Origin of the sequence: Stutzerimonas stutzeri (assembly GCF_013522825.1) — a bacterium.
GTDB lineage: Bacteria > Pseudomonadota > Gammaproteobacteria > Pseudomonadales > Pseudomonadaceae > Stutzerimonas > Stutzerimonas stutzeri_AK.
Genome location: NZ_JAAMQZ010000021.1, coordinates 1 through 25825 on the forward strand (window position 1 = coordinate 1; position 25825 = coordinate 25825).

25 protein-coding genes and 1 pseudogene are annotated in these 25825 nt (G+C 63.3%); 8 read left to right on the top strand and 18 right to left on the bottom strand.

Annotated elements, in window-relative coordinates; translation table 11 throughout:
• Window positions 1-115 (top strand): annotated as a pseudogene (locus G7020_RS14020) (IS5/IS1182 family transposase); the annotation flags it as partial.
• 174 nt (window positions 116-289) lie between these two features.
• Window positions 290-2320 carry a methyl-accepting chemotaxis protein gene (locus tag G7020_RS14025; protein WP_181085438.1) on the top strand — a complete coding sequence of 677 codons (2031 nt, stop codon included), beginning with the start codon at window positions 290-292 and terminating at the stop codon, window positions 2318-2320.
• A 103-nt stretch (window positions 2321-2423) separates the two neighbouring features.
• On the opposite strand, the gene G7020_RS14030 is transcribed toward G7020_RS14025, so the two are convergent.
• Genes G7020_RS14030 through ada form a run of 3 tightly spaced genes read right to left on the bottom strand, consistent with a single transcriptional unit; the run spans window position 2424 to window position 4572 of the window.
• Entirely contained in the window at window positions 2424-3200 is a 777-nt protein-coding gene (locus G7020_RS14030; RefSeq protein ID WP_181085440.1) for a TatD family hydrolase, read from the bottom strand.
• A 39-nt stretch (window positions 3201-3239) separates the two neighbouring features.
• Window positions 3240-3482: a hypothetical protein gene (locus tag G7020_RS14035; RefSeq protein WP_181085442.1), complete on the bottom strand. Its 243-nt coding sequence runs from the start codon at window positions 3480-3482 to the stop codon at window positions 3240-3242.
• A 52-nt stretch (window positions 3483-3534) separates the two neighbouring features.
• A complete protein-coding gene (ada, locus tag G7020_RS14040; protein ID WP_181085444.1) occupies window positions 3535-4572 on the bottom strand; it encodes a bifunctional DNA-binding transcriptional regulator/O6-methylguanine-DNA methyltransferase Ada in 1038 nt (345 codons plus the stop codon).
• Window positions 4573-4731: 159 nt separating this feature from the next.
• On the opposite strand from ada, the gene G7020_RS14045 reads away from it, so the two are divergent.
• On the top strand, window positions 4732-5622 hold the full coding sequence (locus G7020_RS14045) for a PA4780 family RIO1-like protein kinase (RefSeq protein WP_181085446.1): 891 nt from the start codon (window positions 4732-4734) through the stop codon (window positions 5620-5622).
• Window positions 5623-5683: 61 nt separating this feature from the next.
• Here G7020_RS14045 and G7020_RS14050 read toward each other — a convergent pair whose 3' ends face one another.
• From G7020_RS14050 to G7020_RS14060, 3 genes are read right to left on the bottom strand one after another with little or no spacing between them, the layout of a single operon-like run.
• Window positions 5684-7174 carry an efflux transporter outer membrane subunit gene (locus G7020_RS14050; protein ID WP_181085448.1) on the bottom strand — a complete coding sequence of 497 codons (1491 nt, stop codon included), beginning with the start codon at window positions 7172-7174 and terminating at the stop codon, window positions 5684-5686.
• On the bottom strand, window positions 7174-10230 hold the full coding sequence (locus tag G7020_RS14055; protein WP_181085450.1) for an efflux RND transporter permease subunit: 3057 nt from the start codon (window positions 10228-10230) through the stop codon (window positions 7174-7176). Before G7020_RS14055 ends, G7020_RS14050 begins: the two co-directional genes overlap by 1 nt.
• A gap of 4 nt (window positions 10231-10234) precedes the next feature.
• Window positions 10235-11311, bottom strand: coding sequence for an efflux RND transporter periplasmic adaptor subunit (locus G7020_RS14060; protein ID WP_181085452.1), 1077 nt, complete (start codon window positions 11309-11311; stop codon window positions 10235-10237).
• Window positions 11312-11509: 198 nt separating this feature from the next.
• On the opposite strand from G7020_RS14060, the gene bfr reads away from it, so the two are divergent.
• Window positions 11510-11977: a bacterioferritin gene (bfr, locus tag G7020_RS14065; protein WP_181085454.1), complete on the top strand. Its 468-nt coding sequence runs from the start codon at window positions 11510-11512 to the stop codon at window positions 11975-11977.
• 57 nt (window positions 11978-12034) lie between these two features.
• Here bfr and G7020_RS14070 read toward each other — a convergent pair whose 3' ends face one another.
• Window positions 12035-13957, bottom strand: coding sequence for a methyl-accepting chemotaxis protein (locus tag G7020_RS14070; protein WP_181085456.1), 1923 nt, complete (start codon window positions 13955-13957; stop codon window positions 12035-12037).
• Between the two features lie 306 nt (window positions 13958-14263).
• Between G7020_RS14070 and G7020_RS14075 the strand changes: the two genes are divergently transcribed.
• A complete protein-coding gene (locus G7020_RS14075) occupies window positions 14264-14455 on the top strand; it encodes a heavy-metal-associated domain-containing protein (protein WP_181085458.1) in 192 nt (63 codons plus the stop codon).
• A 19-nt stretch (window positions 14456-14474) separates the two neighbouring features.
• Here G7020_RS14075 and G7020_RS14080 read toward each other — a convergent pair whose 3' ends face one another.
• Window positions 14475-15110, bottom strand: a complete 636-nt coding sequence (locus tag G7020_RS14080) for a TetR family transcriptional regulator (RefSeq protein WP_181085460.1) — start codon at window positions 15108-15110, stop codon at window positions 14475-14477.
• A gap of 176 nt (window positions 15111-15286) precedes the next feature.
• Between G7020_RS14080 and G7020_RS14085 the strand changes: the two genes are divergently transcribed.
• The gene (locus G7020_RS14085; protein WP_181085462.1) at window positions 15287-16471 is read left to right on the top strand and encodes a Bcr/CflA family multidrug efflux MFS transporter; all 1185 of its coding nucleotides are present in this window, start codon (window positions 15287-15289) and stop codon (window positions 16469-16471) included.
• Window positions 16472-16532: 61 nt separating this feature from the next.
• Here the strand turns inward: G7020_RS14085 and G7020_RS14090 are convergent, their stop codons facing one another.
• A complete protein-coding gene (locus tag G7020_RS14090) occupies window positions 16533-17483 on the bottom strand; it encodes an adenosine deaminase (protein WP_181085601.1) in 951 nt (316 codons plus the stop codon).
• Between the two features lie 456 nt (window positions 17484-17939).
• Entirely contained in the window at window positions 17940-18530 is a 591-nt protein-coding gene (locus tag G7020_RS14095; protein WP_181085464.1) for an IMPACT family protein, read from the bottom strand.
• A 345-nt stretch (window positions 18531-18875) separates the two neighbouring features.
• On the opposite strand from G7020_RS14095, the gene G7020_RS14100 reads away from it, so the two are divergent.
• Window positions 18876-19205 carry a four-helix bundle copper-binding protein gene (locus G7020_RS14100; protein ID WP_181085466.1) on the top strand — a complete coding sequence of 110 codons (330 nt, stop codon included), beginning with the start codon at window positions 18876-18878 and terminating at the stop codon, window positions 19203-19205.
• A 17-nt stretch (window positions 19206-19222) separates the two neighbouring features.
• Here the strand turns inward: G7020_RS14100 and G7020_RS14105 are convergent, their stop codons facing one another.
• From G7020_RS14105 to G7020_RS14120, 4 genes are all read right to left on the bottom strand, one after another.
• Entirely contained in the window at window positions 19223-19648 is a 426-nt protein-coding gene (locus tag G7020_RS14105) for a hypothetical protein (protein WP_258189352.1), read from the bottom strand.
• 69 nt (window positions 19649-19717) lie between these two features.
• On the bottom strand, window positions 19718-20176 hold the full coding sequence (locus G7020_RS14110; RefSeq protein WP_181085468.1) for a DUF2214 family protein: 459 nt from the start codon (window positions 20174-20176) through the stop codon (window positions 19718-19720).
• A gap of 1 nt (window position 20177) precedes the next feature.
• On the bottom strand, window positions 20178-21548 hold the full coding sequence (locus tag G7020_RS14115) for an MATE family efflux transporter (RefSeq protein ID WP_181085470.1): 1371 nt from the start codon (window positions 21546-21548) through the stop codon (window positions 20178-20180).
• 219 nt (window positions 21549-21767) lie between these two features.
• Window positions 21768-22061 (bottom strand): hypothetical protein, encoded by a 294-nt coding sequence (locus G7020_RS14120; RefSeq protein WP_181085472.1) that lies wholly within the window; start codon window positions 22059-22061, stop codon window positions 21768-21770.
• Window positions 22062-22250: 189 nt separating this feature from the next.
• Here G7020_RS14120 and G7020_RS14125 point away from each other — a divergent pair, with 189 nt between their 5' ends.
• The gene (locus tag G7020_RS14125; protein WP_181085474.1) at window positions 22251-23186 is read left to right on the top strand and encodes an SdiA-regulated domain-containing protein; all 936 of its coding nucleotides are present in this window, start codon (window positions 22251-22253) and stop codon (window positions 23184-23186) included.
• Window positions 23187-23200: 14 nt separating this feature from the next.
• Here G7020_RS14125 and G7020_RS14130 read toward each other — a convergent pair whose 3' ends face one another.
• The 4 genes from G7020_RS14130 to G7020_RS14145 all read right to left on the bottom strand — a co-directional run bounded on the left by G7020_RS14130 (window position 23201) and on the right by G7020_RS14145 (window position 25609).
• Complete coding sequence (locus G7020_RS14130) at window positions 23201-23761, bottom strand: DUF4136 domain-containing protein (RefSeq protein WP_181085476.1); 561 nt, start codon at window positions 23759-23761, stop codon at window positions 23201-23203.
• A gap of 28 nt (window positions 23762-23789) precedes the next feature.
• Window positions 23790-24398, bottom strand: coding sequence for a DUF4136 domain-containing protein (locus tag G7020_RS14135; protein ID WP_181085479.1), 609 nt, complete (start codon window positions 24396-24398; stop codon window positions 23790-23792).
• Between the two features lie 159 nt (window positions 24399-24557).
• Complete coding sequence (locus G7020_RS14140) at window positions 24558-25307, bottom strand: methyltransferase domain-containing protein (protein ID WP_181085481.1); 750 nt, start codon at window positions 25305-25307, stop codon at window positions 24558-24560.
• Entirely contained in the window at window positions 25304-25609 is a 306-nt protein-coding gene (locus G7020_RS14145) for a nucleotide pyrophosphohydrolase (RefSeq protein ID WP_181085483.1), read from the bottom strand. Before G7020_RS14145 ends, G7020_RS14140 begins: the two co-directional genes overlap by 4 nt.
• Between the last annotated feature and the right edge of the window lie 216 nt (window positions 25610-25825).

Consider the following 25825-nt stretch of genomic DNA (forward strand, 5'->3'; position numbering starts at 1 on the left):
ATTCCGGCGCTTGAAGGGGTTTCGGCGTATATTCTCTCGCTTCGAGAAGCTTGATGTGATGTTCATCGGATTCATCAACTTCGCGCTAATAGTTGACGGACTGAAGATGTGTTAACACGCCCTAATCCGGCCTACGACTTCGGGACGGAATCATAGGCACTCTGCCATTACGTTAATTTACAAATCCGACGGCGTATATCCCGTATAAGTTGTTGTGCTACCTCTCTGACGAGCCCTGCTGCAGCCATCGAAGCTGCAAGCACAACAACAAAAAGTTGGGAGACGTCTTTTGAACAGCCTGTTGAGTCCCGCCATTGCATTGATGAATCGCCTGAGTTTCGCCCTGAAATTCAGCCTGATCAGTGTGCTTTTCTTCGTACCCATGCTGCTGACCAATTTCTACCTGGTGCGCGATTCGTACCGGGAGTTCGTCGGTACTCGCCATGAGCTGAAAAGCCTGGAGCTGTTGGGCAGTGCGTTGCAGCTGCGACGGCAGATGGAAGACTGGAAGGACCTGGTCGAGATCGAAGGCATCATCGGCCAGACGGGCGGCGAGCAGGGGCTGGTGACACGGTTGGCAGACGCCGAACGTGAGCTGTCGACGCGCATGCAGAGCCTGGCGCCGGTCAGCGATGATGCTGAGCAGATCGAAGAATTCAACAGGCGTCGCGACACCCTCGCGGCGGCCTTGCGTGATGCCCAGGCGCAGCAGTCGCTGCAGGCCAAGGCGGCCATGGCGCGGGCATTGCTGGGTGAGACGCAGGTGATGATCAAGTTGATTGCCAGCCAGTCCGGGCTCAGCCAGGACAGCCAGCGGGATGTGCGCATGCTGGCGGAGCTGCTGACCTCCGTGACCCCGTCCATCACCGGCATCCTTGGTGAGGGGCGGGCCGTTGGAGCCTATACCTTTGGCCAGGGGTATCTGAATTCGGACGCCAGCAACAAACTGGATGCACTGGTGCTTGAGCTGGAAAAACAGCAGAACCAGTACGCGGCCCAGTTGCAGGACGTGCTCGCCGGCAGTGCCGCCGCGTTGCGGCACCTGGACAGCTTTACCCGAGCGAGCCGTGAATCGCTGCAGATCAGCAGCGATATCTTCCAGGATCAGGTGATCATGGCCGAGACGCTGGACCAGACATGGGACGCCTTCTATGACCTGATCAGCCGCGAGATGGCGAAAACCTATGCGCTCAACGATGAGATCCTGACTTTCCTCGACGCCGAGCTGACCGTGCGCCTGGAGCAGAAGCGCCTGCTGATGGCTGGCCTGCTGGCGGCGCTGGCACTGGTGTTCGTGCTGGTGGTCTACCTCTACAGCGCCTTCTACATGTCCACTCGTGCGTCGCTGCGCAGTCTTGGCGCCACCATGGATCGTGTTGCCGCCGGCGACATGACGGCGCGCTGTGAGGTGCGCAGCCGTGACGAACTGGGCGAACTGGGGCAGGTGTTCAACGAGACGGTGGCCAGAATTCGCGAGTTGATCGAGCGGGTCGGCCAGACGGTCGCCGAGGTCGAGCGCCAGGCTGTGCAGGTCGAAAGGGTCTCGGGCGAAAGCAACCAGACGGTATCCGGCCAGCGCGGACAGATCGAACAGATCGCCACCGCGATGAATCAGATGTCGGCGACAGCCCAGGAAGTGGCCAGCAGCGCCGAGTCTGCAGTGGGCAGCGCGCATGACGTCAACCAGCAGACGCTCAGCGGTCGCGGTCTGGTCGAAGCCCAGGTGCATGGCATCGAGCGGCTGGCGGCGGAAATCGAACAGTCGGTGGAGGTGATCAATCGGCTGGCCGGCGACAGCAAGTCCATCAGCCAGGTGCTGGATGTGATCAAGGGGGTCGCCGAGCAGACCAATCTGCTGGCACTCAATGCCGCCATCGAGGCCGCACGCGCCGGTGAGCAGGGACGCGGGTTTGCCGTGGTGGCCGATGAGGTGCGTAACCTGGCACGGCGCACCCAGCAGTCCACCGAGGAAATCGAGCAGATGATCGCCCGCCTGCAGGGCGGTGTTGGCGCGGCGGTGAAGACCATGGGTGCCAGCCATGCGATGGCTGACGAAACGGTCCAGCAGTCGGCGCAGGTCCGGCAGGCGCTGGAGCACATCCTCGGTGCGGTGGGCGTCATCGTCGATCAGAATCAGCAGATCGCCGCTGCCGCCGAGCAGCAGACAGCGGTGGCCCATGATATCGACCGCAACATCGTGGCCATCAACGAGGCCGGGCAGCGCACCGCCGAAGGCGCCGGGCAGACCGAGCAGGCCAGTCGCGAACTGAGCGAGTTGGTGGGGCGTTTGCAGCGTTTGATTGCTGCGTTCAAGGTCTGACGCTGATCGTAGGGCCGAATTCATTCGGCCAGCGAGCACTGACGATTGGTCGTAGGGTCGAATTCATTCGACCGTGATTTGCCAAGGCCGAACACGTTTGGCCCTACCAGCCAAACAGCTCGCAGCTGTTGCGATAGCTGGCTTCTGCCAGTTCTTCAGGGCTGATGCCGCGTAGTTCGGCCAGCTCGCGGCAGATGTCCGGGAGGAATTCCGGGCTGTTGCGCTGGCCGGCGTGGCTGTGTGGCGTGATGTCGGGAGCGTCGGTTTCCAGGACGATGCTGTCCAGCGGTAGCTGCTGCAGGACGCGGTGCATGCGGTGCGCCTGTGGCCAGGTGCCGGCGCCGCCGAGACCGAGCTTGTAGCCGAGCTTGATGTACTCGCGGGCTTCTTCCCAGCTGCCACTGAAGGCATGGGCAATGCCGGCGCGTTTGAGCCTGTGCCGCTTCAGGGTTGCGATCATTGGTGCATGGGCGCGCCGTACGTGCAGCAGTACCGGCAGTCCGAATTCGTCGGCCAGGTCCAGCTGGGTTTCGAGTATGTGCTGCTGGCGCTCCTTGTCCGGATCCTCGATGTAATAATCCAGGCCGACCTCGCCGATGGCGCAGAGCTTTTCCTCTCCCCGCAGGCGTTGCAGCCAGTCGCGCAGCTCATCCATGTGCTCCGGTCGATGATCCTGCAGAAAGACCGGATGCAGACCCAGCGCGGCGTACACGGCGGGCTCGTCCAGCGCCATCTGCCAGACTCTCTCCCAGTTCGCCTGATGCACGCCGAGCACCAGAATGCGCTCGACGCCCATGCGGGCGCAGCGGGCCAGCACCTCGCGGCGGTCGGTATCGAAGGGGGCGAAGTCGAGGTGCGTGTGGGTGTCGATCAGGGGCACGGCGGGCGTCTCCTTTCATTGTGTCGGGGCATGGGCCGCTCAGCGCTTCTGTTCTTCGATCCGGATATCGCTGACGCCAAGCTCGGCCATGCGGATGTGCTCGCTGGCACGCTCCGGTATCTCCCAGGGGGCGTCGGTGGCTGCGCGCGGCTCCCTGACATGGTGTAGAAGAATTTCCAGCTCGACCTGCTTGAAGGCGGGCTTCTCGAAAGCGTCCAGCGTCAGCGACGCCGGGTTGCCATTGATCAGGTAATGGATGCGGTAGCGTTTCAGTTCGGTCATGGCGGCGGCTCTTTTTTCGGTGGTGTGCAATATCCGACCGCTCGGATCGTCGTCAGGCTCCCGATTTTCCTCGCTCCGCTTCGAGCAGGGCGGTCTTGCGCTCGATGCCCCAGCGGTAACCGGTCAACGCCTGGTTGGCGCCCACGACGCGGTGACAGGGCACCAGCAGCCCTATGGGATTACTGGCGCAGGCACGGGCTATGGCGCGTGCATGGGTGCCCAGGCTCGCGGCCAGTTCGCCGTAGCGACGGGTCTCGCCGGCCGGAATGTTCTGCAGTGCCTGCCAGACACGCTGCTGAAACGCCGTGCCGCGTAGATCCAGCGGCAACAGGGCGGCACGGGTTGGCTCTTCCAGCTGGTTCAGGATCGAGCGCAGCCACTCGCCGAGCCCGACCTGATCGCGAATGAGTTCCGCCGCTGCGAAACGTGCCTGAAGTTCGTCGAGCAGCGCTTGCTCCTCATCGGCGAACAACAGGGCGCAGATGCCCTTGTCACTGGCGGCGATCAGCAGCAAGCCCAGGGGGCAGGGGCTGATCGCATAACGCAGGGCTTCGCCGGCGCCCTTGCGTCGACGCTGTGCAGGGCTGATCGCTGCGATGTCCTGATAGGCGCCGCGCGTGCTGCCGTAGCCAGCCTTCAGTGCCGCGTCGAGTACCGATTCGGCGCCTGGGAGCTGCGCCTCCAGCCGCTCGCGGCGCCGTGCGGCAGCCCATGCATGGGGCGTGAGGCCGGTCCGGGCCTTGAACGCGCGAGACAGATGCGACGCGGACAGGCCGATGCGGGCCGCCAGCCTGTCCAGCGTCATCGGCTCGGGGCTTTCATCGAGCAGACGGCAGGCGGCGATTACCAGCGCATCCAGCTGTTCGACCGGACTTTGACCATGCGGCGCGCAGCGCTTGCAGGCGCGATAGCCGGCGGCTTCGGCGTCGGCGGTATTGCTGAAGAAGCTGACGCCGTCCCGCCCGGGGCGACGCGCCGGGCAGCTGGGACGGCAGAAGATACCGGTCGAGCGCACGGCAAACACGAAGCGACCATCGAAGTCTGCGTCGCGTTCGCAGAGGGCTTGCCAGCAGCGGTCGTAATCGATCATTGCGCGGCTCCTTGGGGTAGTCGTGTTCGATTGTCTGCGCTGTTTGCCGTCGGTGCCAATCCGCAATGCGCTTTCAAACTTGCGGGCGAGCATGGAAGCGTGCTGACGATTACCGTAACCTGCAGGCCTGTGTAGCCGAGAAGGGTCTGTAAATCGCTGATGAAAACGCCAAAACGACTCGAACCGCTGGTCGAGGATGGGCTGATCGATGAGGTGCTGCGCCCGCTGATGAGTGGCAAGGAGGCAGCGGTCTATGTGGTTCGCTGCGGTGAGGAGTTGCGTTGCGCCAAGGTCTACAAGGAGGCCAACAATCGCAGCTTTCGGCAGGCGGTGAAGTATCAGGAGGGGCGCAAGGTCCGCAGCAGCCGCGATGCCCGCGCCATGGCCAAGGGTTCCAAACACGGGCGCAAGGAAAAGGAAGAAAACTGGCAGAACGCCGAAGTGTCGGCCCTGTTTCGCCTGGCCGAAGCGGGTGTGCGCGTGCCCAAGCCTTATGACTTCCTCGATGGCGTGCTGCTGATGGAGATGATCTCGGGTGAAGACGGTGATGCCGCCCCGCGCCTCAACGATGTGGAACTGCACCCCGATGACGCCCGAGAATTCCATGCCTTCATGATTGGCGAGGTGGTGAAGATGCTCTGCGCCGGCCTGGTGCATGGCGACCTCTCCGAGTTCAACGTGCTGCTCGATGAGCATGGCCCGGTGATCATCGATCTGCCGCAGGCGGTGGATGCGGCTGGCAACAATCATGCGCTGGAGATGCTTGAACGGGATGTCGGCAACATGTCCGCCTACTTCGGGCAGTTTGCGCCCGAGCTTCGATTCACTCGCTATGCCAAGGAAATGTGGGCCTTGTATGAGGCGGGCAAACTGACGCCGGAAACCGAACTGACCGGGGAATTCGCCGAGCCGGAAGATGCCGCCGACCTGGATGCGGTCATGCGTGAAATCAAGGCGACCCTGGCCGAGCAGGCGCGCAAGGAAGCCTTGCGCAACGCCGTTGACGAACCCACCGACGAGCCGCCTGTGCCGCCGTGGATGCGGCACTGAATCGATGACGAAGGGCTCATGCCTCACGAGCCCTGCATCGCTGCGGTTTATCTGCGTATCGCTATCTGTTCACCGCTCCGTCGCCAGCCTCTGCCTCTTGCTGCAGGTGTGGCTGCGTCTCCCAGCCGCCACCCAGTGCCACGAACAGCGCAACCTGCGCGGTCGCCAGGGCAGCGCGACCCTGCAGGGCCTGTTGCCTCGCCTGCAATGAACCGCGCTGTGCATCCAGCACGTCGTTGAGGTTCGCCTCGCCCAGGCGGTAACTCTTCTGTGCCAGTTGGTAGGCGTATTCGCGGTGCTGCAGTGTGTTACGGAGCGAATTCAGCCGCTTTTGTTGGCCTTCGATGCGCGCCAGCGACTGCTCGACCTCTTCCAGCGCCTCTGCCAGCGCCTGCTGAAAGCCAAGGTAGGCGCTTTCGCCTTCCAGGTCAGCCAGATCGATGGCTGCGCCGCGGCGCCGATAATCGAGAAATGGCAGGCCGAAGGTGGCGCCGATCCGGGCGAAATTCGATGCCGACGAAAAGGCATCGCCCAGCGCCAGCCCGGAGCGCCCGACTGCCGCCTGCACCGCTAGTGTCGGGAACAGGTCGCGGCGAGCGGCCAGCGATTGCAATTGTGCAGCCTGCAGCTGCGCTGCCTCGGCGATCAGGTCCGGGCGTCGGCGCAGCAGGTCCAATGGTTGCCCCGGTGGAATGGGTCGCTCGGCCAGCGGCACCCTTGTCGAGGCCGTGAGTTGGTGCGCGGTGCTGCCTGGCGGTTCGGCGAGCAGCGTATCCAATGCCAGTCGCGCTTCGGCCAGACCGATGTCCAGTTCATCGAGGTCCGCTTCCAGGGAAGCCCGCTCGGCGGCGCTGGCCTCGACATCCAGACGGGTGACCTCGCCGGCCTCGAACAGCGCGCGGGCGATGCGCTCAAGCGCCGAAGCCAGTTCGATGCCTTCGACCAGCAGCGCCCGCTGGCCTTCCCGCGCGCGCAGTTGCACATAGCCTTGGGCGGCATTCGAGGCGACCGCCAGTCGTGCGGCGATGGCTTGTGCCTGAGCTGAGCGGATCTGCTGCCGCGCGCTGTCGGTCCGTGCGCGGGTGGCGCCGAACAGATCCAGCTCCCAGCTGGCCTGCAGTGCCAGCTCCCAGCTGTCGAAGGTGATCGCGTCGTCCGCGGGCATGAGTTCGCCAATCGAGCTGTTCGGGTCCGGGTCGTTGTCGTTTTCGATCCACTGGCGACTGACCGAACCTGGCAGGTCGAAGCTCGGGAACAGCCCTGCGCGGGTCTGGCGCAGCTGTGCCCGCGCGGTGTCGACGCGCAGCATCGCCAGGCGCACGTCACGGTTGTTTTCCAGTGCCTGGCGCACCAGGTGGGTGAGCGCCGGATCCTCGAACTGCCGCCACCAGTCGGCGAGCGCCTCGGTATCGGCAGGTTGCTGGCGTACGGCATGAAACCAGGCTTGCGGGACCTCGGGCCGGGGTCGTTCGGGTACGCTGGAGCAGGCGCCCAGCGCCAGCGCCAGCGCCAGCGCCCAGACCAGCATTCTGCAGGGCAGACGGCAGGGCATCAGGTTTCCTCCCGTTTGACGCGCATGAACAGCAGGTAGAGGCAGGGCACCGCGAGCAGCGTGAGCAGGGTGGCGAAGCTCAGCCCGCCCATGATGGTCACCGCCATGTTGGCGAAGAAGGGATCGAACAGCAGCGGTACCATGCCCAGCACTGTGGTGCCGGCCGCCATCATGACCGGGCGCAGGCGCGAAACGGAGGCTTCGACGATCGCAGTCAGGCGCGGGACCTGATCGGCGATCTGTCGGTCGATCTCGTCCACCAGCACCACGGCGTTCTTGATCAGCATGCCGGTCAGGCTGAGCAGGCCGAGCAGCGCCATGAAACCGAATGCCTGACCGGTCAGCAGCAGGCCGAGGGTGACGCCACACAGTGCCATGGGTACCACCAGCCAGATCATCAGCGGTTGGCGGACCTTGGCGAACAGCAGCACCGTTACCAGGACCATCGCCAGGTACGGCACGGCCAGGGTGCTGGCCAGCGCCTGTTGCGCGTCGGAAGACTGTTCGTGGTCGCCGCCCCATTCCAGCGCGTAGCCGAGCGGCAGCTCGATGCCCTCGATAAGCGGACGTATCCGCTCGAAAGCGAGGTCGGTGTTTTCACCGTCGCGCGGTTCGGCGCGGATGGCGATGGTGCGCTCGCGGCCATAGCGGCGAATCATCGAGTCCTCGGTGGTTGCCTCAACGCCATCGGCCACCTGCGCCAAGGGTACGTAGCGACCGCTGGCCGGACTCCAGATCAGCCGCTGCAGGAGATCGCCAGCGGCCAGGCGGTCCTCGGGCGTGGCGCGGAGCAGAATCGGAATCAGCTCGTCGCGGTCACGGAAAACGCTCGCCTGCCAGCCTTCACTGGCTACCGACAGTGCTTGCGCCACCTGCTGGCGGGTCAGCCCGGCATCGGCCAGGCGGTCCAGATCCAGGCGCGGACGCAGCACCGGCACCGGAGCGCGCCAGTCGTCGCGAATGTTGAAGACCTGACCCTGTTCCTGAAGCAGTCGCTGGCCCTCGGCGGACAGCCGGCGCAGCTCTCCCAGCTCGGGGCCGCTGATGCGGGCTTCGAGCTTGGCTTCGGCGTTGGGGCCGAACATGAATTGCGCGGCGGCGACATCGGCGGCTGGATAGCGACCCGGCAGTGTCTGGTTCACCTCATGCACCAGGCCAGCGATCACTTCGGCATCCTCGGTGTGCACCAGAAAGTGCATCAGCGAGGAGTTGGGCTGCTCCGGCGCATAGGTGAGCATGAAGCGCGAAGCGCCTGCGCCAATGAAGGTGGACACATCGCTGACGCCGTCGAGCTCCTGCAGATAGGCTTCGACCTCCCCGGCGGTGTGTGCGGTTTCGTGAATATGCGTGCCCTGCGGCAGGAACAGGTTGAGGTAGAAGATCGGCGTGCTCGATGGCGGAAAGAAGCTCTGCGGCACGCGGCTGAAGCCCAGCACACTGAGCACGGTGAGCACCACCAGTATCCCCAGCGTCAGCCAGGGGCGCGCCAGCACGCCGCCGACCAGGCGCCTGTGCCGTGTGTAGATCGGCCCGTCGTAGGCCGTGTCGGTAGCGTCCCGGTCATCGGCCTGCCGCTCTTGCTTGCGCTCCAGCAGGTAATGCCCGAACAGCGGCACCACCAGCAGTGCCAGCAGCCAGCTCAGCAGCAGCGAGACGGCGATGACGAAGAACAGCGAGAACAGGAACTCGCCGGTGGTGTCCTGGGAAAGGCCGATCCCGGCGAAGGCCAGGATACCGATGATGGTCGCGCCCAACAGTGGCCATTGCGTCTGCCGTAGCGTCTTGCGTGAGGCGTCGAGGATGCTCATGCCGCGCTGCTTCTGGATCAGCATGCCGTCGCAGATCACCACGGCGTTGTCGACCAGCATGCCCATGGCGATGATCAGCGCCCCGAGGGAGATACGTTCCAGCTCGATCCCGGACAGCCACATCAGCAGCAGCGTGCCGAGTACCGTGAGAAACAGCACGGAGCCTATGATCATGCCAGCGCGCAGGCCCATGGCCAGGCAGAGCACGCCCACCACGATGGCCACCGAAAGGAATACGTTGAGCGCGAAGGCGTTGACCGACTCGTTGACGATGCTGTGCTGCTGGTACAGCGGATGCAGCTCGGCGCCCAGTGGCATGCGGTGCTGCATGGCTTGCAGGGCGGCCTCGACACTGTGGCCGACCTCGACGATGTTGCTCCCCGAAACGCCGCTTATCCCCAGAGTCAGTGCCGGTTCGCCGTTGTGCCGGATGATCTGTACCGGGCGCTCGGCATAGTCCCGGCTCAGCGTGGCGATGCTGCCCAGCGCGACACTCCGCTGCCCCTGGCCGACGGGCAGCGCACGTAGCGCATCCAGCGAGTCGAACGCACCGCTCGGGCGCATCCGCACGAAGAACTCTCCGGCCCGCACGCCACCGGCCTCCATCGCCGCGTCGGCATCGCCGAGGGCTGCGACAAGCTCTTCCGGGGACAGGCGCAGCGCGGCCAGGCGCGCCTGATCGACCTCGACCAGAATACGTTCCTCGCGGACCCCGGCGATCTCCACCTGGCCGACCCCATCTGCCGTGATCAGGCCGCGCCGCAAATCCTTGGCCACTTCGTGCAGCTCTTTGAGCGTCAGACCATCGCCTGTGAGCGCGAAGAAGATGCCATAGACGTCGCCGAAGTCATCATTGACCAGCGGTGGGTCGATACCCGGTGGCAGCGCCTGGCGGGCATCGTCGAGCTTGTTGCGCAGCTTGTCCCAGATCTGGTCGAGTTGCTCGCCGGCATAGCGATCCTGGATCTCGACGCGGATTTCGGCCTGGCCGATCATCGAGCGCGAGCGGATTTCCTTGATCTCGGCGAGTTCCTGGATGACGCTTTCCAGCGGCTCGGTGATTTCCTGCTCGACTTCAAGCGCGGTGGCGCCGGGGTATTGCACCGTGACGATGGCTTCCTTGATGGTGAATTCGGGATCTTCCAGGCGGCCCATCTCGAAGAACGCGAGCGCCCCGCCTATCAGGCAAATCAGTACCAGTACCCAGATGTTGACGGGCTTGCAGATGGCGTAACGGGCTACATCCATCCGCTTACTTCCGCCGCTCGGCTTTGATCGTCTGGCCTTCGGCGAGTTTGCCGCCTCCGGCTACCACCACCAGCATGCCACTCTCCAGCTCGCCGCCGATCACTGCCTGATCGCCTTCGATGCGTTCGAGCTGCAGATCGCGGCGCCGGGCCTGGCCGTCCACCGCCAGCCAGAGGTAATGGGCACCGTCGGGTGCGGTCTGCAACGCATTGAGCGGCAGGCGGAAGCGCGCTTGTCCATCCTGTTGCGCCGCCGCGGGGCGCTGCAGGTGGACCCGCATGGCCATGCCCGGCAGCAGGTTGTAGTCGCGCAGCGGTTCGCCCTGCAGGGTCAGGCGATAGGTGCGCGAGCCTTCGTGCGGTTGGGTGCTGTGTTCCTTGTAGCGCAGCGGCAGTTTCAGCTCGGCGATCACCAGTTCGCCCTCGGCCTGCAGGTCGGGGCTCAGCGGGATGCTCAGGGCAGCGGTTTCGGGCAGGTCGACGCTGACTTCGATGTGCTGGTTGTCCTGCAGCTCCAGCACCGGCGAGCCGATGGCCACCACCATGTCCGGCTCGGCTAGACGCCGTGCGATCACGCCGTCGAACGGCGCCAGCAGTCTACTGTGGCCGATGTCGCGCAGCGCGCTGTCGTGCGCCACCCGTGCTGCCACTACATTGGCCTGCAACGGCTCGATGGCGGCGGGGGCGAGAATGCCCTCGGCCAGCAGTGCGCGCTTGCGTTTCAGGTCCGCCTCTAGCTGGCGCAGCCGCGCCTCGGCCTCGCGCCGCTGGAGTTGGTAATCGGTTTGGTCGAGTTCGACCAGTGGCTGACCCTTGCTGACCCGTGCGCCTTCGTCGACCAGGATGCGCTCGATGCGCCCCGGCACCTGAAAGGCCAGCTGCGTGGTCGTCACGCTCTCCACCACACCAGCGAAGCGCAGTGTTTCCGGCGCCGGGTCGAGTGGCTGCAAGGGCTCGACGAAGGCGATACGTGGTGGTGGTGCCGCCGGCTCCTCGTCCTCTATACAAGCGACCAGGACGAGGGTGGCGCATAACGACGCGATGAAACGGAATTGACGAAAGACTGTTCGGGGCAGTGGCATCCAGACTCCGGCGCGAACGGGGCAGAACGGAAATCGGCGGCGGTGCGAACCGTTGCGATAGATTCAGTAGAGCCCGCCGCCTGCTCGGTAGTTCGCAAGAGACCGGCCAGTCGTCTTTCCCTGCGGCATGGCGATGCTTCGTCCGGCGTGGATTGGGCGTATCATTACCCCGCGTTTCACTGTCAGGAGAAAGTTGCAATGCAAGGTCAGCCACAGGTCATCGAGTATCTGAAGGAACTGCTGCGTGGAGAGCTGGCCGCGCGCGATCAGTATTTCCTGCACTCGCGGATGTACGCCGATTGGGGCTTCAGCAAGCTCTACGAGCGCATCAACCACGAAATGGAAGAGGAAACCCAGCACGCCGATGCGCTGCTGCAACGCATCCTCTTTCTTGAAGGCACACCCGACATGACGCCCGATGCGCTCAACATCGGCCACAGCGTGCCGGACATGCTGCGCAATGATCTGGCGCTGGAATACAAAGTGCGTGAGGCACTGGCCAAGGGCATCGCTCTGGCCGAGCAGCATGATGACTATGTGACGCGTGACATCCTCGCGTTGCAATTGCACGACACCGAGGAAGACCATGCCTACTGGCTGGAGCAGCAACTGGGGCTGATCGACCGCATCGGCTTGCAGAATTACCTGCAATCACAGGCCAGCTGATTCATTCCTCGACGCGAGGCCAGGCGCAATGCCTGGCCTCGTTGCCTCCGGCGCCGGTCAGATCCGGAAACGACTGACCATCGTCTGCAGCTGGGTGCCCAGGCGCGCCAGTTCCACGCTCGACGCTGCCGTCTGCTCGCTCGCGGCGGCGGTCTGCTCCGACACATCCCTCACATTCACCACGCTACGGCTGATTTCCTCGGCCACTGCGCTCTGCTCTTCGGCTGCCGTGGCGATCTGCTGGTTCATGGCCTGGATATTGGAGACAGTGCGGGTGATGCTGGTCAGTGAGGTGCCCGCGCGGCGTGCCAGCTCGACACTGCTCTCGGTAAGGCTGCGGCTACTTTGCATGATGGCCGCGACTTGCTGCGTGCCGCCGTGCAGGGCGCTTACCAACTGTTCGATTTCCTCGGTGGACTTCTGCGTGCGCTGCGCCAGCCCGCGCACTTCATCGGCCACCACGGCAAAGCCGCGACCGGCCTCGCCCGCACGTGCCGCCTCGATGGCAGCATTGAGCGCCAGCAGGTTGGTCTGCTCGGCCACGGCGCGAATCACACCCATCACGCTGCCGATCTTGTCGCTGTCGCTTTGCAGTTCCGTCATTGCCTCCGAGGAGCGAACGACTTCCTTGGCCATGCGCTCGATCTGCGTGACTACTTCAGTGACGACGCGGTCGCCGTCGCGGGCTTCGATATCCGCTTCGGTGGCGGCCTGCGCCGCCTGTTCAGCGTTGCGTGCGACCTCGTGGACTGTAGCCGACATCTCGTGCATGGCCGTGGCGACCTGATCGGTTTCCTCTTTCTGGCTGTTGACGCCGGAGCTGGTCTGCAGGGTGACTGCAGACAGTTCTTCTGCAGCGCTACTGATCTGGCTGACACCGTCGCGAATGCCACCGATCAGTTCGCGCAACGTCGCGCCCATCTGCTGGATGCCTCGCTGCAGTGTGCCCAGTTCGTCGCGCCGAGTGATCTCGGCGGTGGCGCTCAGGTCGCCGGAGGCGATGCGTTCGACGTCCGCCAGGGTGGCGCGCAGCGGCAGGGTGATCTGTCGGGTGATCAGCCACGCGGCGAGAACGCCGAACAATAGCGCCAGTGCTGCACTGAGGATCAGGCGGGTATGCGCCTCGCTGCTTTCGATGTCCAGGCGGTCCAGCTGGAACTGATAGAGCACGTCGCTGATACGTACGATTTCCGCCTGCCGGTCGGTCATTTCCTGGCGAGACTGGGCGATGGCATCGGTAGCCGCCTGGAGTGAGTCGATGGCCGCACGGTACTGGCCCAGTACAGACTGGATCTGCTGGAGCGCATCGTGACTGGCGCTGCCAAGCGCGTCGTGATGCCGTTCCAGCGTGGCCTGGACGGTTTCGAGCTGTACGTCGATGCCCTGATCGTTCTGCGGGCTGGGAGCCGCCACGTAGACCTGCAGCAGGTATTGCGCCTGCTTCAGCTCTTCCTTGATGCGGGCGATGGCCTGCAATCGCTCGAAGCGCTGTTCGTCGTAATCGGGCAGTCGCAACACCTGTTCCATGACGCTTGCGGTCAGCTCGTCCAGGCGTACAGACGCCTCATCGATCATCAGCTGCGATGTCTTGGCTTGCGCATAACCCTTGCGCATATCGTTCAGCGCGCGCTGGTACTGCTCGTTGTAGCCGGCCTGCTCCTTGAGCAGCACGAGGTTCGCCGGGTTCTTGAAGGTGTTGAGCAGTTTGCTCTGCTGGGCGAGGTAGACGCCCAGGTTCTTGTCCAGACGCTCGGCGGACGTCTGATCGGCGTTGGCCAGCATGAACTGCAGGCGGGCGATGCGCAGGTCCGTCAGGGTTTTGTTGAGCAGGGAAATCTCGCTCATCCAGCCGCTGCGCTGGGTCACGCTGGCCAGGCTGCTCCAACCACTCCATGCCAGGATGAAAGTAAGAATCAGGACGGCGCCGAAGCCCACGGAAAGCTTTCGGCTGACGCCAATGTTGGCAAACCAGTTGTTCATGCAGGTACTCAATTCAGTGCGATCGGAGGGCTGCCAATGAGTCGCCGGCGGCCAGACCCGCTGTCGGCGGGCTCTCGGGAGACTTTAGTTTGACGGCTGTATGGCGCCAGTAATCCGACGAAATGCCGTTGAGGGGCTGAGACTGCGCATGGGAGCTGCCGGGTCACAAAATCGCTGCAATGAAGGGGTCGTGGTTTCCGGCTGATCTTTACCTTATGGAAGATAACTGCGCCGGGGCTTGACCTTGTCACTATGGCAAGCCCGAGAATGTGCAGGTTTCAACAACTGCGATACCAGGAGAACATCATGCAGACATTCAACGTAAGCGGCATGACCTGTGGGCATTGCGAGCGCGCCGTGATCAATGCGATCAAGGCACAGGATGCGCAGGCCGAGGTTCGGGTCGATCTGCAGGCCGGGACGGTGCAGGTCGAGGGCAGCCTGAGCGAAGCGACGATACGGCAGGTGATTGAGGAGGAGGGCTATTCGATTAGCTGACTTGCACAGCGTCCGCCCGTCAGGTTGTTTGCCGTGCTTTTTCGTCCCAGTCGCGTATCAGGCCGCGAAACAGCGGGTCGATCAGCGCGGCGCTATCGGTTTCGGGATCGTACAGCGTGGGGTCGCGAGTCCAGTCGCTGAACAGTCCGATCAGCATTGCATGCAGTGCGAGAGCCGCGAGTCTGGGCGTTACACCCGGATATAGATTATTGGTCGCGCGGTCCAGCAGCTGCTCACACAGGTCGATGAATTGATTGATGAACGCCTGGTGGCGTTCTTCGGCTTCACGCAATTCCTCGGTGAACTCGCAGCGATGCAGCAGGATGGTCATGATCCGGCGTTTCTGCTCATCACAGGCCAGCGCCCGGACACCTTCGATGCAAAGATTGCGCAGCGCCAGCAATGGCTGTTGCTGGCCGCAACTGCACAACCGTTCGGCCATCTGCTCGGGCGGCAGACGTACCTGATTGAGCATTTCGTGAAACAGGTGCGCCTTGTTCTGAAAATGCCAGTACACCGCACCGCGAGTGACGCCGGCGTCACGGGCGATCTGATCCAGGCTGGTATGGGCCACGCCTCGCTCCAGAAACAGCTTTTCGGCGGAAGCCAACAGGGCGATACGGGTTTTCTCAGCGTCTTCTTTGGTTCTTCGCATGTCATTACTGCAGCATCTGGGCTGCGACCTTCGTTGCGTGGATTTCGTGTCGGCGAACGCCGTGTGAAACTTTACACGTTTACAGTCGTCGTTGTATGTAACAGCATCTGGCCTTTACTGTAAAACGCCCGACGGCTGTGGTTCGCCGGGCTCTTCCCGCTTTGCGAGTGTCTTCAATGCCTTTTCGACTTCTTCTGATACTGGGCGCGCTCAGCGCCTTCGGCCCGTTGGCCATCGATTTCTACTTGCCGGCGTTCCCAGCCATGGCGAGCGATTTCGCCACCGACGTCGAGCATGTCCAGCTGTCGCTGGCGGCTTATTTCATCGGTCTGGCGCTTGGCCAGTTGGTCTATGGCCCCCTGGCGGATCGCTACGGACGCCGTTGGCCGCTGCTGGTTGGCGTGACGCTTTTTACCCTGGCGTCCCTGGCCTGTGCGCTCGCGCCGACACTGGACTGGCTGATCGCTGCGCGCTTCGTACAGGCGCTGGGTGGTTGTGCCGGAGTTGTGGTGACCCGTGCGGTGGTGCGTGACAGCTGCGAGCCGGTGCAGGCGGCGAGGGTGTTTTCCCAGTTGATGCTGGTGATGGGACTGGCGCCGATCCTCGCGCCGCTCGCCGGGGGCCTGCTGATGAATGCCTTTGGCTGGCAATCGATATTCGTTTCGCTGACGGTGTTCAGTGCCGCCTGTGGCGTCGCCGTTGCACTCTGGTTGCCGGAAACGCTGCCGGTCGATGCACCCCGATTGCACCTGAGTGGCACTCTGGGCCGATACGCCGAGCTGCTGCGTGATCGCGAGTTCATGGCCTTCGCGCTCTGTGGCGGCGTCGCCATGGCGGGCATGTTTGCCTATATCGCCGGCTCGCCGTTCGTGTTCATCGAACTCTATGGCGTTCCCGCCGAGCATTATGGCTGGCTGTTCGGCTGCAATGCGGCAGGTTTCATCGTGGTATCGCAGATCAATGCGCGGCTGCTGCGCCTGCGTGGGCCTGGAACATGGTTGCGGCGCTTTGTCTGGCTGTATTTTTCCAGTGCGATGGTGTTGCTGATGATCGCCCTGAGCCAGCCCGAAGCGCTCTGGCCGCTGCTGATTCCACTGTTTCTGGGAATCGCCAGTCTTGGCAGCATCCTGCCCAACGCCACCGCCTGCGCGATGGCCGGGCAGGGGCGCCAGGCCGGACTGGCTTCGGCGCTGATGGGTAGCATGCAGTTCAGCATCGCCGCAGGTGCTTCAGCCCTGGTTGCGGGACTGCACGACGGTACGGCGGCGCCGATGGCGCTGGTCATTACCGCCTGTGCCTTGCTGGCCGCGGGCCTGGCTTGGTACACCGGCCAGCTGGTGCTACCGGAACGGTCGAGCTAGCGTCTTGCCCACACGCCGGTGTGGGCGTGATCCTTCAGGTCATGGAGCGCATTGGCCAGGCTCAGTTGGCCAGCCGCGCATCTAGGCTGTTCTGCGCCAGGCGCCGCGCCTGTTCTTCGGTCATGCCCAGGCTCTCGTGCAGGGCCATGAAGTTCTCCGTCACGTAGCCACCGAAATAGGCCGGATCGTCGGAATTCACCGTGACCTTCACACCCTGCTCCAGCAGTTGCAGGATGTTGTGCTGGCTCATGTCGTCGAATACACGCAGCTTGGTATTGGACAGCGGGCAGACGGTCAGCGGGATCTGCTCTTCGATCAGGCGGGCGATCAGCCAGGGGTCTTCGGCGGCGCGGACGCCGTGGTCGATGCGGCTGACCTTGAGCAGGTCGAGCGCCTCCCAGATGTACTCCGGCGGGCCTTCCTCGCCGGCATGGGCGACGGCCAGGAAGCCTTCGGCACGCGCCTTGGCGAACACGCGCTCGAACTTGCTCGGAGGGTGGCCCATTTCGGAACTGTCCAGGCCCACGGCGAAGAACGCATCGCGAAACGGCATGGCCTGTTCGAGGGTCTTGAATGCGGCTTCCTCGGGCAGATGGCGCAGGAAGCTGAGAATCAGGCCGCTGCTGATGCCCAGCAGTTCGCGCCCGTCGGCCAGCGCATCGCTGATGCCGCGCATCGCCACCTCGAAGGGTATACCGCGATCGGTGTGAGTCTGGGGATCGAAGAAGGGCTCGGTGTGCACCACATTCTGTTCTTCGCACTTCTGCAGGTAAGCCCAGGTCAGGTCGTAGAAATCCTGCTCGGTGCGCAGCACATCGGCGCCACGGTAGTACAGGTCGAGAAATTCCTGGAGATTGCCGAAGGCATAGGCGCTGCGCAGGGCATCGACGTTATCCCAGGGCAGGCTAATCCTGTTGCGCTCGGCCAGGCTGAAAAGCATTTCCGGCTCCAGCGAGCCCTCCAGGTGAAGGTGCAGTTCGGCTTTGGGCAGGGTGTTGAGCCAGTTGTACATAGGAAGGTTCTCATCGACGTTTGCACGCATTCTAGTGGCCTGGTGCAGCGAAAGGGCAACCGAATCCATTCTTGGCCCGGCTCATGTGCAGATTGCCGGTGTATGGCAGCGAGATGAAGAAGGCATGACGCTGGTGAAAAAATGATCAGCCTTGACAAGCGCAGCAACCATCGGTGTTCGCAGGGTTATTCCCAGTGTTATCCACAGAGTTCTCCACCTGTTCAGGGTATAACTCCGTGCTTGACAGTGGACGATAGTGGCAGTCTGGCTTTTTTCTGAAAAAGGCTCAAAGCTTAGATTTATCAATGCCTTGGACCCTTGATCTGGCATTTGGAGCGAGCTTTGCTCAGTAAATGCTCAACTTTCCAAAAGCCGCGCCGTTGCGCTCTTGCAGGCAATCATCAAAAGGTTATCCACAGCGCACTCCACAGCAAATGTGGGCAACATGAGGCGTGATCAGTCATCGGCAGCCGACAGGCGGCTGCGGCCTCGACTGATATCGGCCAGCAGTCGTTGCAGCGCAGCGCGCCGGGCTTCGGGGAGGGCCAGTTGCAGCTCGGCGCCTTCGGCATCGAAGGTTTCGCTTTCGATCAGCGCCTCGTATTCCTCAAGGCGCGCCTTGAGCAGGGCCAGCTCGGCAAAGCGGCAGTGGCAACTGTAAAGGGATCTGGGCACCAGCTCGATACGCTCGCCGCCCTGCAGGCATTTCGCCGCCGAGCCGCCATAGGCCCGCGCCAGGCCTCCAGTGCCGAGCTGGATGCCGCCGAACCAGCGAGTCACCACCACCACGACCCGGTCGCAGTCCTGACCCTCGATGGCGCTGAGCATCGGTCGGCCTGCAGTACCACCGGGTTCGCCGTCGTCGCTGAAGCGGTAGCGATTGCCGATTTTCCAGGCCCAGCAATTGTGCGTCGCGGTACTGTCGCTGACGGCCTGGATAAACGCCTGGGCTTCTTCCGGGCTTGCGACCGGCGCGGCCTGGGTGAGAAAGCGGCTCTTGCGGATGGTTTCCTGGAATTCGCAGGGCGCGGCGAGGGTAAAGGTCATGAGTGCGTTGCGTGCTGGTTCGGTGCGTCATTGTAACGGCCACGACGGCGAGCCGCGCATCCTGGGGGCATTGGTCAGGGCGATCGCGCTATGGTGTTATTCCGCGATGGTGGTTCCTAAAGCGCTGGAGGCTGGACGAAAAAACGCCATGTGCGCTCGAACCTGGAGCGCTTGTCGTTCAGCCTCCAGCTTTGCAGCGTTGTTTTCGGCTCTTCGAGCGCGCTCTGGGTCATTGGTCGATCAGCTTGAACTTTGCGGCGCGGCGAGCCCATCAAACGGATGACGGTTGCCCGACGCTAAGTCACTGGCGGGGCCTTTGATAATCAGCATGACGGAGATTATTCCATGCTCAATCCAAACTATCAGGCCTGCATCCAGGCCTGCTCCAGCTGTGCGCTGGTCTGCGAAACCTGCGCCGCCTCCTGCCTGCGTGAGGAAGATGTGAAGATGATGGCGCGCTGCATCGAACTGGATCGCGACTGCGCCGACCTCTGCGCACTGGCAGCCGTGCTGATGACCCGCGACAGCAAGCATGCCCAGGCCATCTGCAAGCTGTGCGCGCAGGCGTGCCGTGCTTGCGCAGAAGAATGTGGCAAACACCAGGCTGATCATTGTCAGGCCTGTGCGCAGGCCTGCCGGCGTTGTGCCGAAGAATGCGAGCGCATGGCTGCCTGAGCAGCGGGTCGCCGGCCCTATTGCGTGGGTGCCTGTTCTGCGTCAGGCTCGATCGGTGAGTCTGACGCAGAGTTGCCCACGGCCCGATTGCTGGCACGACAGGTCAGTTCGGCGAAGGGCTCATCCGGTGAGTAATCACCCGGCACCCGTTCGACCTGCTGGCTGTTCGGGCTCAGGTTGAACACCGGCGGTGCGGAAGTGCTCGCCCTGGCTTCACTGGGTACGTGAAATTCGCAGGTCACCATTTCGTCGGTTCTGTTCACTACCCGAACCGCCCGGATGCCTACCAGTTCGCCGCCGGCTTCGGTCGTGGCGGTCGGTACGCCCATGGCGCTGATTTCGATATCCAGACCGTTGAGGTGGGTAATGACTTCCGGTTTGGGCGTCTGGGCCAGTGCGACCGATGCGCACGTGCAGAGGGCGAAGAGCAGATGCTTGGTCATGGAAACCTCCTTGGTTGAATGCTGCTTGGAGGCTCTCGATGGCCGAGGGTTCGCTTCGAGTGCAGGCAATCAGTGCAGCATCACGCCGTAGCCTCGCACCATCAGGGCCGCCAGTAATGGGATCAGCAGCAGGGCGAGCAGTTCGATACGGATGATCAGTGTCACCCGGCGCGCATGGCTCGGGGAGAGCGTCGGGATCTGGCCGGCCTTCAGCGCCGAGCGCCATTTGAAGAAGGTCAGGGTGGGGTAGATGGACAGCAGGGCAATGACGAAGAACAGGCCGACCTTGGTGTGGAAGAGGCTGTTGTTCAGGTAGTAGTCCAGCCCTTTGCCGTAGCGCATGGCGCGTGCGGCGCCGGTGATCAGCACCAGGCCGGCAACGATGCCGAAGGCGATATCCACGCGGTACAGGCTGCGCGCCCGCTCGAAATCCAGTGGCTGGCGCAGCAGCTGATGTTCGAGCACGAGCAGCGCGAAGAGCAAGAGAATCGCCACGAAGTGCAGGTAGGCGACAACGGCATAGACCATGTCAGGGTCCTTTCGGTGTGGGTGCGGCATGCGGCGAGGCGAACCATTGCCGCTGGCGTTGCAGGCGTCGGGCGATGGCGCCCAGGCAGATCCCGCGCAACAGCATGAAGGCGAGAAAGGCCAGCCACAATCCGTGATTGCCCATGTCTCGCAACAGCCAGCCCAAGGGTAGCGAAATCGCCACGGCCAGCAGCATGGCATTGCGCATTTCACGGGCGCGGGTGGCGCCGATGAACAGTCCGTCGAGCAGATAGCTCCATACGGCCACCAGCGGCAGTGCGGCCAGGTAGGGCAGGTAGGCGATGGCCATTTCGCGCACGTCGGGAATATCGGTCTGCAACTGGATGAACAACGGGCCGCCAAGCAGGAAGAACAGACCAAAAGCGAGGCTGGCCAGCAGCGACCAGCCACCGGAAACGGTGAGGATGCGCCGCAGTTCGAGGCGGTTGCGTGCGCCAATGGCATGCCCGCTGAGTGCTTCGATGGCGTGGGCCAGGCCGTCCAGGGCATGGGCGGTGAGCAGCAGGCCATTGAGCAGCAGGGCGTTGGCTGCGACGGTGGTGTCGCCCAGGCGCGTGCCCTGCACGGTGACGAGAAAGAACACCAGTTGCAGCGCCAGCGAACGCAGGAAAATGTCGCGGTTGACCGACATCAGCGGCTTCCAGTTGGTCCAGAGGCGCAGCGCCTGGCTGTCCAGCCGGCCCGGATGGCGCCGCAGGGCGCCGCGGGTCAGGGTCAGCCCCACCAGAAGGCCGCTCCATTCGGCGATCACCGAGGCGCGTGCGGCACCGGCTACGCCCCATTCCAGTCCGAGGACGAACCAGAGGTCCAGTGCGATGTTGATCAGGTTGGTGGTAAACAGGATCGCCAGGGGCGCGCGGGCATTCTGGGTGCCGAGAAACCAGCCGATCAGCGCCATGCTGCCCAGCGCAGCCGGGAGACCGAACAGGCGCGTATGGAAGTACATCTGGGTCAGGCTGTCGAGCTCAGCCGAGGGCTGCATCAGTTGCAGGGCGAGCCCCTTGAGCGGCAGCGCAACGACACTCAGCAGCAGGGCAAAACCAAGTGCCAGCAGCAGGCCCTGCAGCAGCACCTGGCGCAGGGTGCCGCCATCGTTGCGTCCAGTCGCCTGCGCCGCGAAGCCGGTGGTGCCCATGCGCAGGAAGCCCATCACCCAGACCAGCAGCGTATAGAGACTGCCGCCCACGGCGACCGAGGCCAGCTGATGGGCATGGGGCAGATGGCCGATCACCGCGCTGTCCACCAGCGCGACCAGCGGTACGGAAAGATTGGACAGAATCATCGGCGCAGCCAGCGCCCAGACGCGTCGATGAGTGGGTGCGTGCCGCCAGGCAGCGAGCAGCCGGAACATTGCGGGCCTCCAGAACAGCCGGCCACTATACCGAAGCTCGCGGCTTGGCGCCGGGCGATCCTCGATAAAAGCGCTGGAGGCTGGAAGGCTGGAAGGCTGGACGAAATGCTTGGAGGGTATGCAGGCTCCGGTTGCTTCTCGTTCAGCCTTCAGCTTTCCAGCGCTCTTTTTTCGGCTCCTTGACGCGTCGTGCGATCATTCTGGAGCGTGTAGCTGCCGTCAGTGAATGAGCCAGCTCAGCAGCCACAGCCCGAGAAACAGCCAGATCAGCGCGGCGATGATCGAGCCCCTCAGCAGGGCGCGTAGCGCCGCCACCAGCAGCATCAGGCCGATGAACAGGGCGACCAGGCTGATCAGCGACTGGTCGATGCCCAGGGTGCGCGACAGGCCTTCCAGAAAGTTGCTTCCGGCGCCAGCCAGAAAGCCGAAAATGCCACTCAGGACGTCGACGATATAACGAATCACGGTGCCGAGCGCCTCGCCCAGCCATTCGAAAAAGCCTTCCACCCGCATATTACTCTCCTGTTGCGCACTCGCATGGCTGCTGGGGATTGGGCTGTCAATCCGGCTGGCAGTTCCCGTCGTCGTGTTGAACCTGAATGCAATCGACCGGTCAACGCAGGACTATATGATGATGAGAATGCAATGCAGTTGTAATGTTTTCCGGTTAACCTGTTCGCCTTCCTGCTCATGAGATAAACCATGCCGATCCATACTGGGGTACGTTCTTCAGGGCTTGCCGGGGGACGCCCGAAACTGTGGGCGCTGGGCCTGCTGACCGCTGGCCTGTTCTATGCCGCCTCCGTGATGCACCTGGATGAGCGCGCCTTTTATAGCCTCAAGTCCGCCTGGCATGAAAACAGCTGGGAAGCACGCAGTTTGTGGCTGCCCGAGTATGAAGTGCGGGTCGATGCGCTGCCGGTTGCATCGGTCGCCAACAACCTCTCCGGGCTGACGTTCGATGAGCGTCGCAACCATCTCTGGGCGGTGGTGAACAATCCCGAGGAACTGATCGCCCTGGACAGGGATGGAACATTCCTTGCGCGTTATCCCTTGCACGGCTTCGAGGATGTCGAAGGTATCACCTATCTGGGTGACGATCTGCTGGTGCTGGCCGAAGAGCGCAGCCAGTCGCTGGTGATCGTTCCGGTGCCGGAAGCTCCCGGCGCGCTCCAGCGCGGGGACTACGCATCGGTCACGCTGGCGCTGGGTGATGGGGAAAACAGTGGTTTCGAGGGTGTTGGCTATGATCGGCGCGCGGATCGGCTGTTCGTGGTCAAGGAGCATTCACCGCGCAAGCTCTACGAGATCCAGGGCATCAAGGCCAGCCTGAGCGGCCAGATGAACCTGAAGGTCATCGACCGTGAAGCCTGGATCGAGGACAAGGACATGGCCAGCGATCTGGCCTCCGTGCATTTCGACGAGCGCACCGGGCATCTGGTGTTGCTCAGCGAGGAAGCGAAGATGCTGATGGAACTGGACGCCAACGGCAAGCTGGTCAGCTTTCGCTCGTTGTGGCGCGGGTTTGCCGGGCTCGAGAACAGCGTGCCTCAGGCCGAAGGGGTGACCTTCGATGCGCGTGGCGATCTGTATCTGGTCAGCGAGCCCAATCTTTTCTACGCCTTCGAGCGCAAATAACAGCTGACCGCGCTTTATCGCGGCGGATACTGCGCGAGCACGCGGGCGACGGCTTCACGCAGCATGTCGGCGCGCTCCTGCGGGCCGCCCGGATTGCTGCGCAGCGTCTGTTCGGTGCTGCCGCGCCATATCAGCTTGCCGTCGTTGGCGTCGTAGAAGTCGATCTGCAGGGTGCCGACCTGATAGTGGATGGTACGGGTGTCGGTATACATCGGCCCGCCCCAGAAACCATGCCATGGGCTGCCCCAGGCGCCCATCGACGTCGAGCTGTATTGCTGGGTGCGCTGCTCGACAATGAACCAGGCCTGCACCCGCACATCCGCGTCGCTGCCGGCCTGTGCCTGGCGCAAACCACGCTGGTCGAGTTGTTCGCTGACAGCGCTGCGGATGCGTTGCTCGGTGAGGTCGCTCTGGATGCGTGGATCATCCGGACGGTACTGCAGGCCCGGCTCCTGCCAGTCCCAACTGCGATAGACGGAGTAATCGCGCTGCGGATCGAAGTCGCGTTGCACCTGGGGGCTCTGGCAGGCAGCCAGCAGTACCAGCAGGGGAAGCATCATCACTGTGCGGAGCATATCGATATCTCCTCGGTGGTCGCCGTGATCAGTTCGGCGGATAGTCTGCCAGCGCACGATTGATCGCGTCGCGGGCGGCATTCTTGCGTTCGGCCTGTTTGCCAGCGCTCCGGGATTCGGCACGGTTGCTCCAGACGGACTGGCCGGAGGCGGTATCGAACATCTCGATGCGTACCGACATCACCTCTTCCTCGTAATTGCGCACGACGGGTACGCTGGTTCCAACGCCGTAGCCGGTGCCGTATCCATAGCCACCACCATAGCGCCCCACGCCGACGCGGGGACCGTAATCATCATAAACCTGTCGCACCCGTGTCTGCAGGGTGGCGCTGGCGCTGATCTGCACATCGCCTCGGGCGCCGCCCGGCACCGGGCGCAGGCCGCGCTGATCGAGCGCGCCGGCAACCATCTCCTGCAGTTCTTCACCGCTAAGCGAGGCCGCGCCAGCGGGCGGCGTGCGCCAGCTCCAGCTCTGGTAAGCGGAAAAATCCCGTGGCGTGGCCGGGTAGATGGGCGACTGGATCTGCTCGACGGGTGGCGCCGGCGGTATCGGTGCGGATTCGCCGGTATAGGGGTTGCCGCTCTGGCAGGCCGCGAGACCCAGGCAGAGCAGGGATAACGCTGTACGCTTGAGCATCGATGCCTCCTCAGCCGTTGTTTAGCAGGCCGCTGAAAACTACCTGCGTTGGCAATACGTCGTTAAAAACAGCCTCGTCTTGCCTGCCTCGGCTCGGGCTTCCTGCTTCGCCCTATCTCCTGCATCCATGCAGTCGTCGCCTACGTTTTCAACGGCCTGCTAGCGTGGTCGACACAGCCAGTGCAGGTAGCGCCCCAGGCCGGCAAAGGCCGGGTGGCGGCGATAGGCTAGTTCCATTTCCAGCAGTTCCTGTTGCGCGGCGCGTGTCTGGAATTCGTGCGGCATGTAGTCATGGAAAACCCGCACGCCACTGCTGATTTCGACCCGCCACTCAGACTCAAGTTGCGCCGCTAGTTCACGCGGGTCAAGCGGGCGTTGTGGAGTCAGGCTCTGGCGTTCGCCGGCGAAGTCCTGGCGGCGCAGCTTCTTGAAATGGCCCTTGAGCAGGTTGCGATAGATCAGTGCGTCGCGGTTGTAGAAGGCCAGCGACAGCCAGCCATCGGTGGTGACCAGGCGATGCAGCACCGGCAGGATCGCCTCGGGCTCGGCCAGCCATTCCAGCACGGCGTGGCAGATCAGCAGATCGAAGCGACCCTCGACATGCTGCTCCACGTCCTGCCAGGGCGTCTGGATAAAGGTGGCCGACTGGCCGGCGCTGGCGAAGCGCTCGCGGGCGCCAGCGAGCATCGGCTCGGCCGGTTCGGCAAGTGTGACCTCATGGCCCTGCTGCGCCAGCCAGAGGCTCATATGTCCAAGCCCGGCGCCGATATCCAGCACTCGCAACGGGCGTTGCGGCAGCGCTTCGGCAAGGTCGGCCTGCAGCACGGCCAGCCGGACCGCGCCCTTGGTGCCGCCATAGATCTTTTCGGCGAAGCGCGTGGCCAGTTCGTCGAAATGACGGTCGCTCATCGCACGAAGCGCCGCTCGTTGTCGGCCAGCTTGGCCAGCAGCGCCTGTTCCATATCGATGCCCAGCTCGCCACACATCAGCAAGAGGTACATCAGTATGTCGCCGACTTCCTGCCCGGCGTGTTCCAGCTTCTCGGCAGGCAGCCGACGGGACTCGTCCTCCGTGAGCCACTGGAAGATTTCCACCAGCTCCGACATCTCCACGCTGGCAGCCATGGCCAGGTTCTTCGGACTGTGAAAACGTTGCCAGTCGTTGTGGTCACGGATGGCATGCAGGCGCTGGATGATGGCTTCGATATTCATGTGCATGCCTGTGGCAAAGATAAGGTTGTCGTAGGTCGGATTAGCCGAAGGCGTAATCCGACGATTCGAAGGCGTAATCCGATGAAGCGGGTTGGCCCACGCGCGGGTTGCAGGCCTTTGCAACGTCTGATCGTTCGCTCGTCGGGTCGGTGAAGCGTGACCCGACCTACAAGGCTAATCCAACCTACGGAAGCCGTAGCCTGGATTAGCCGAAGG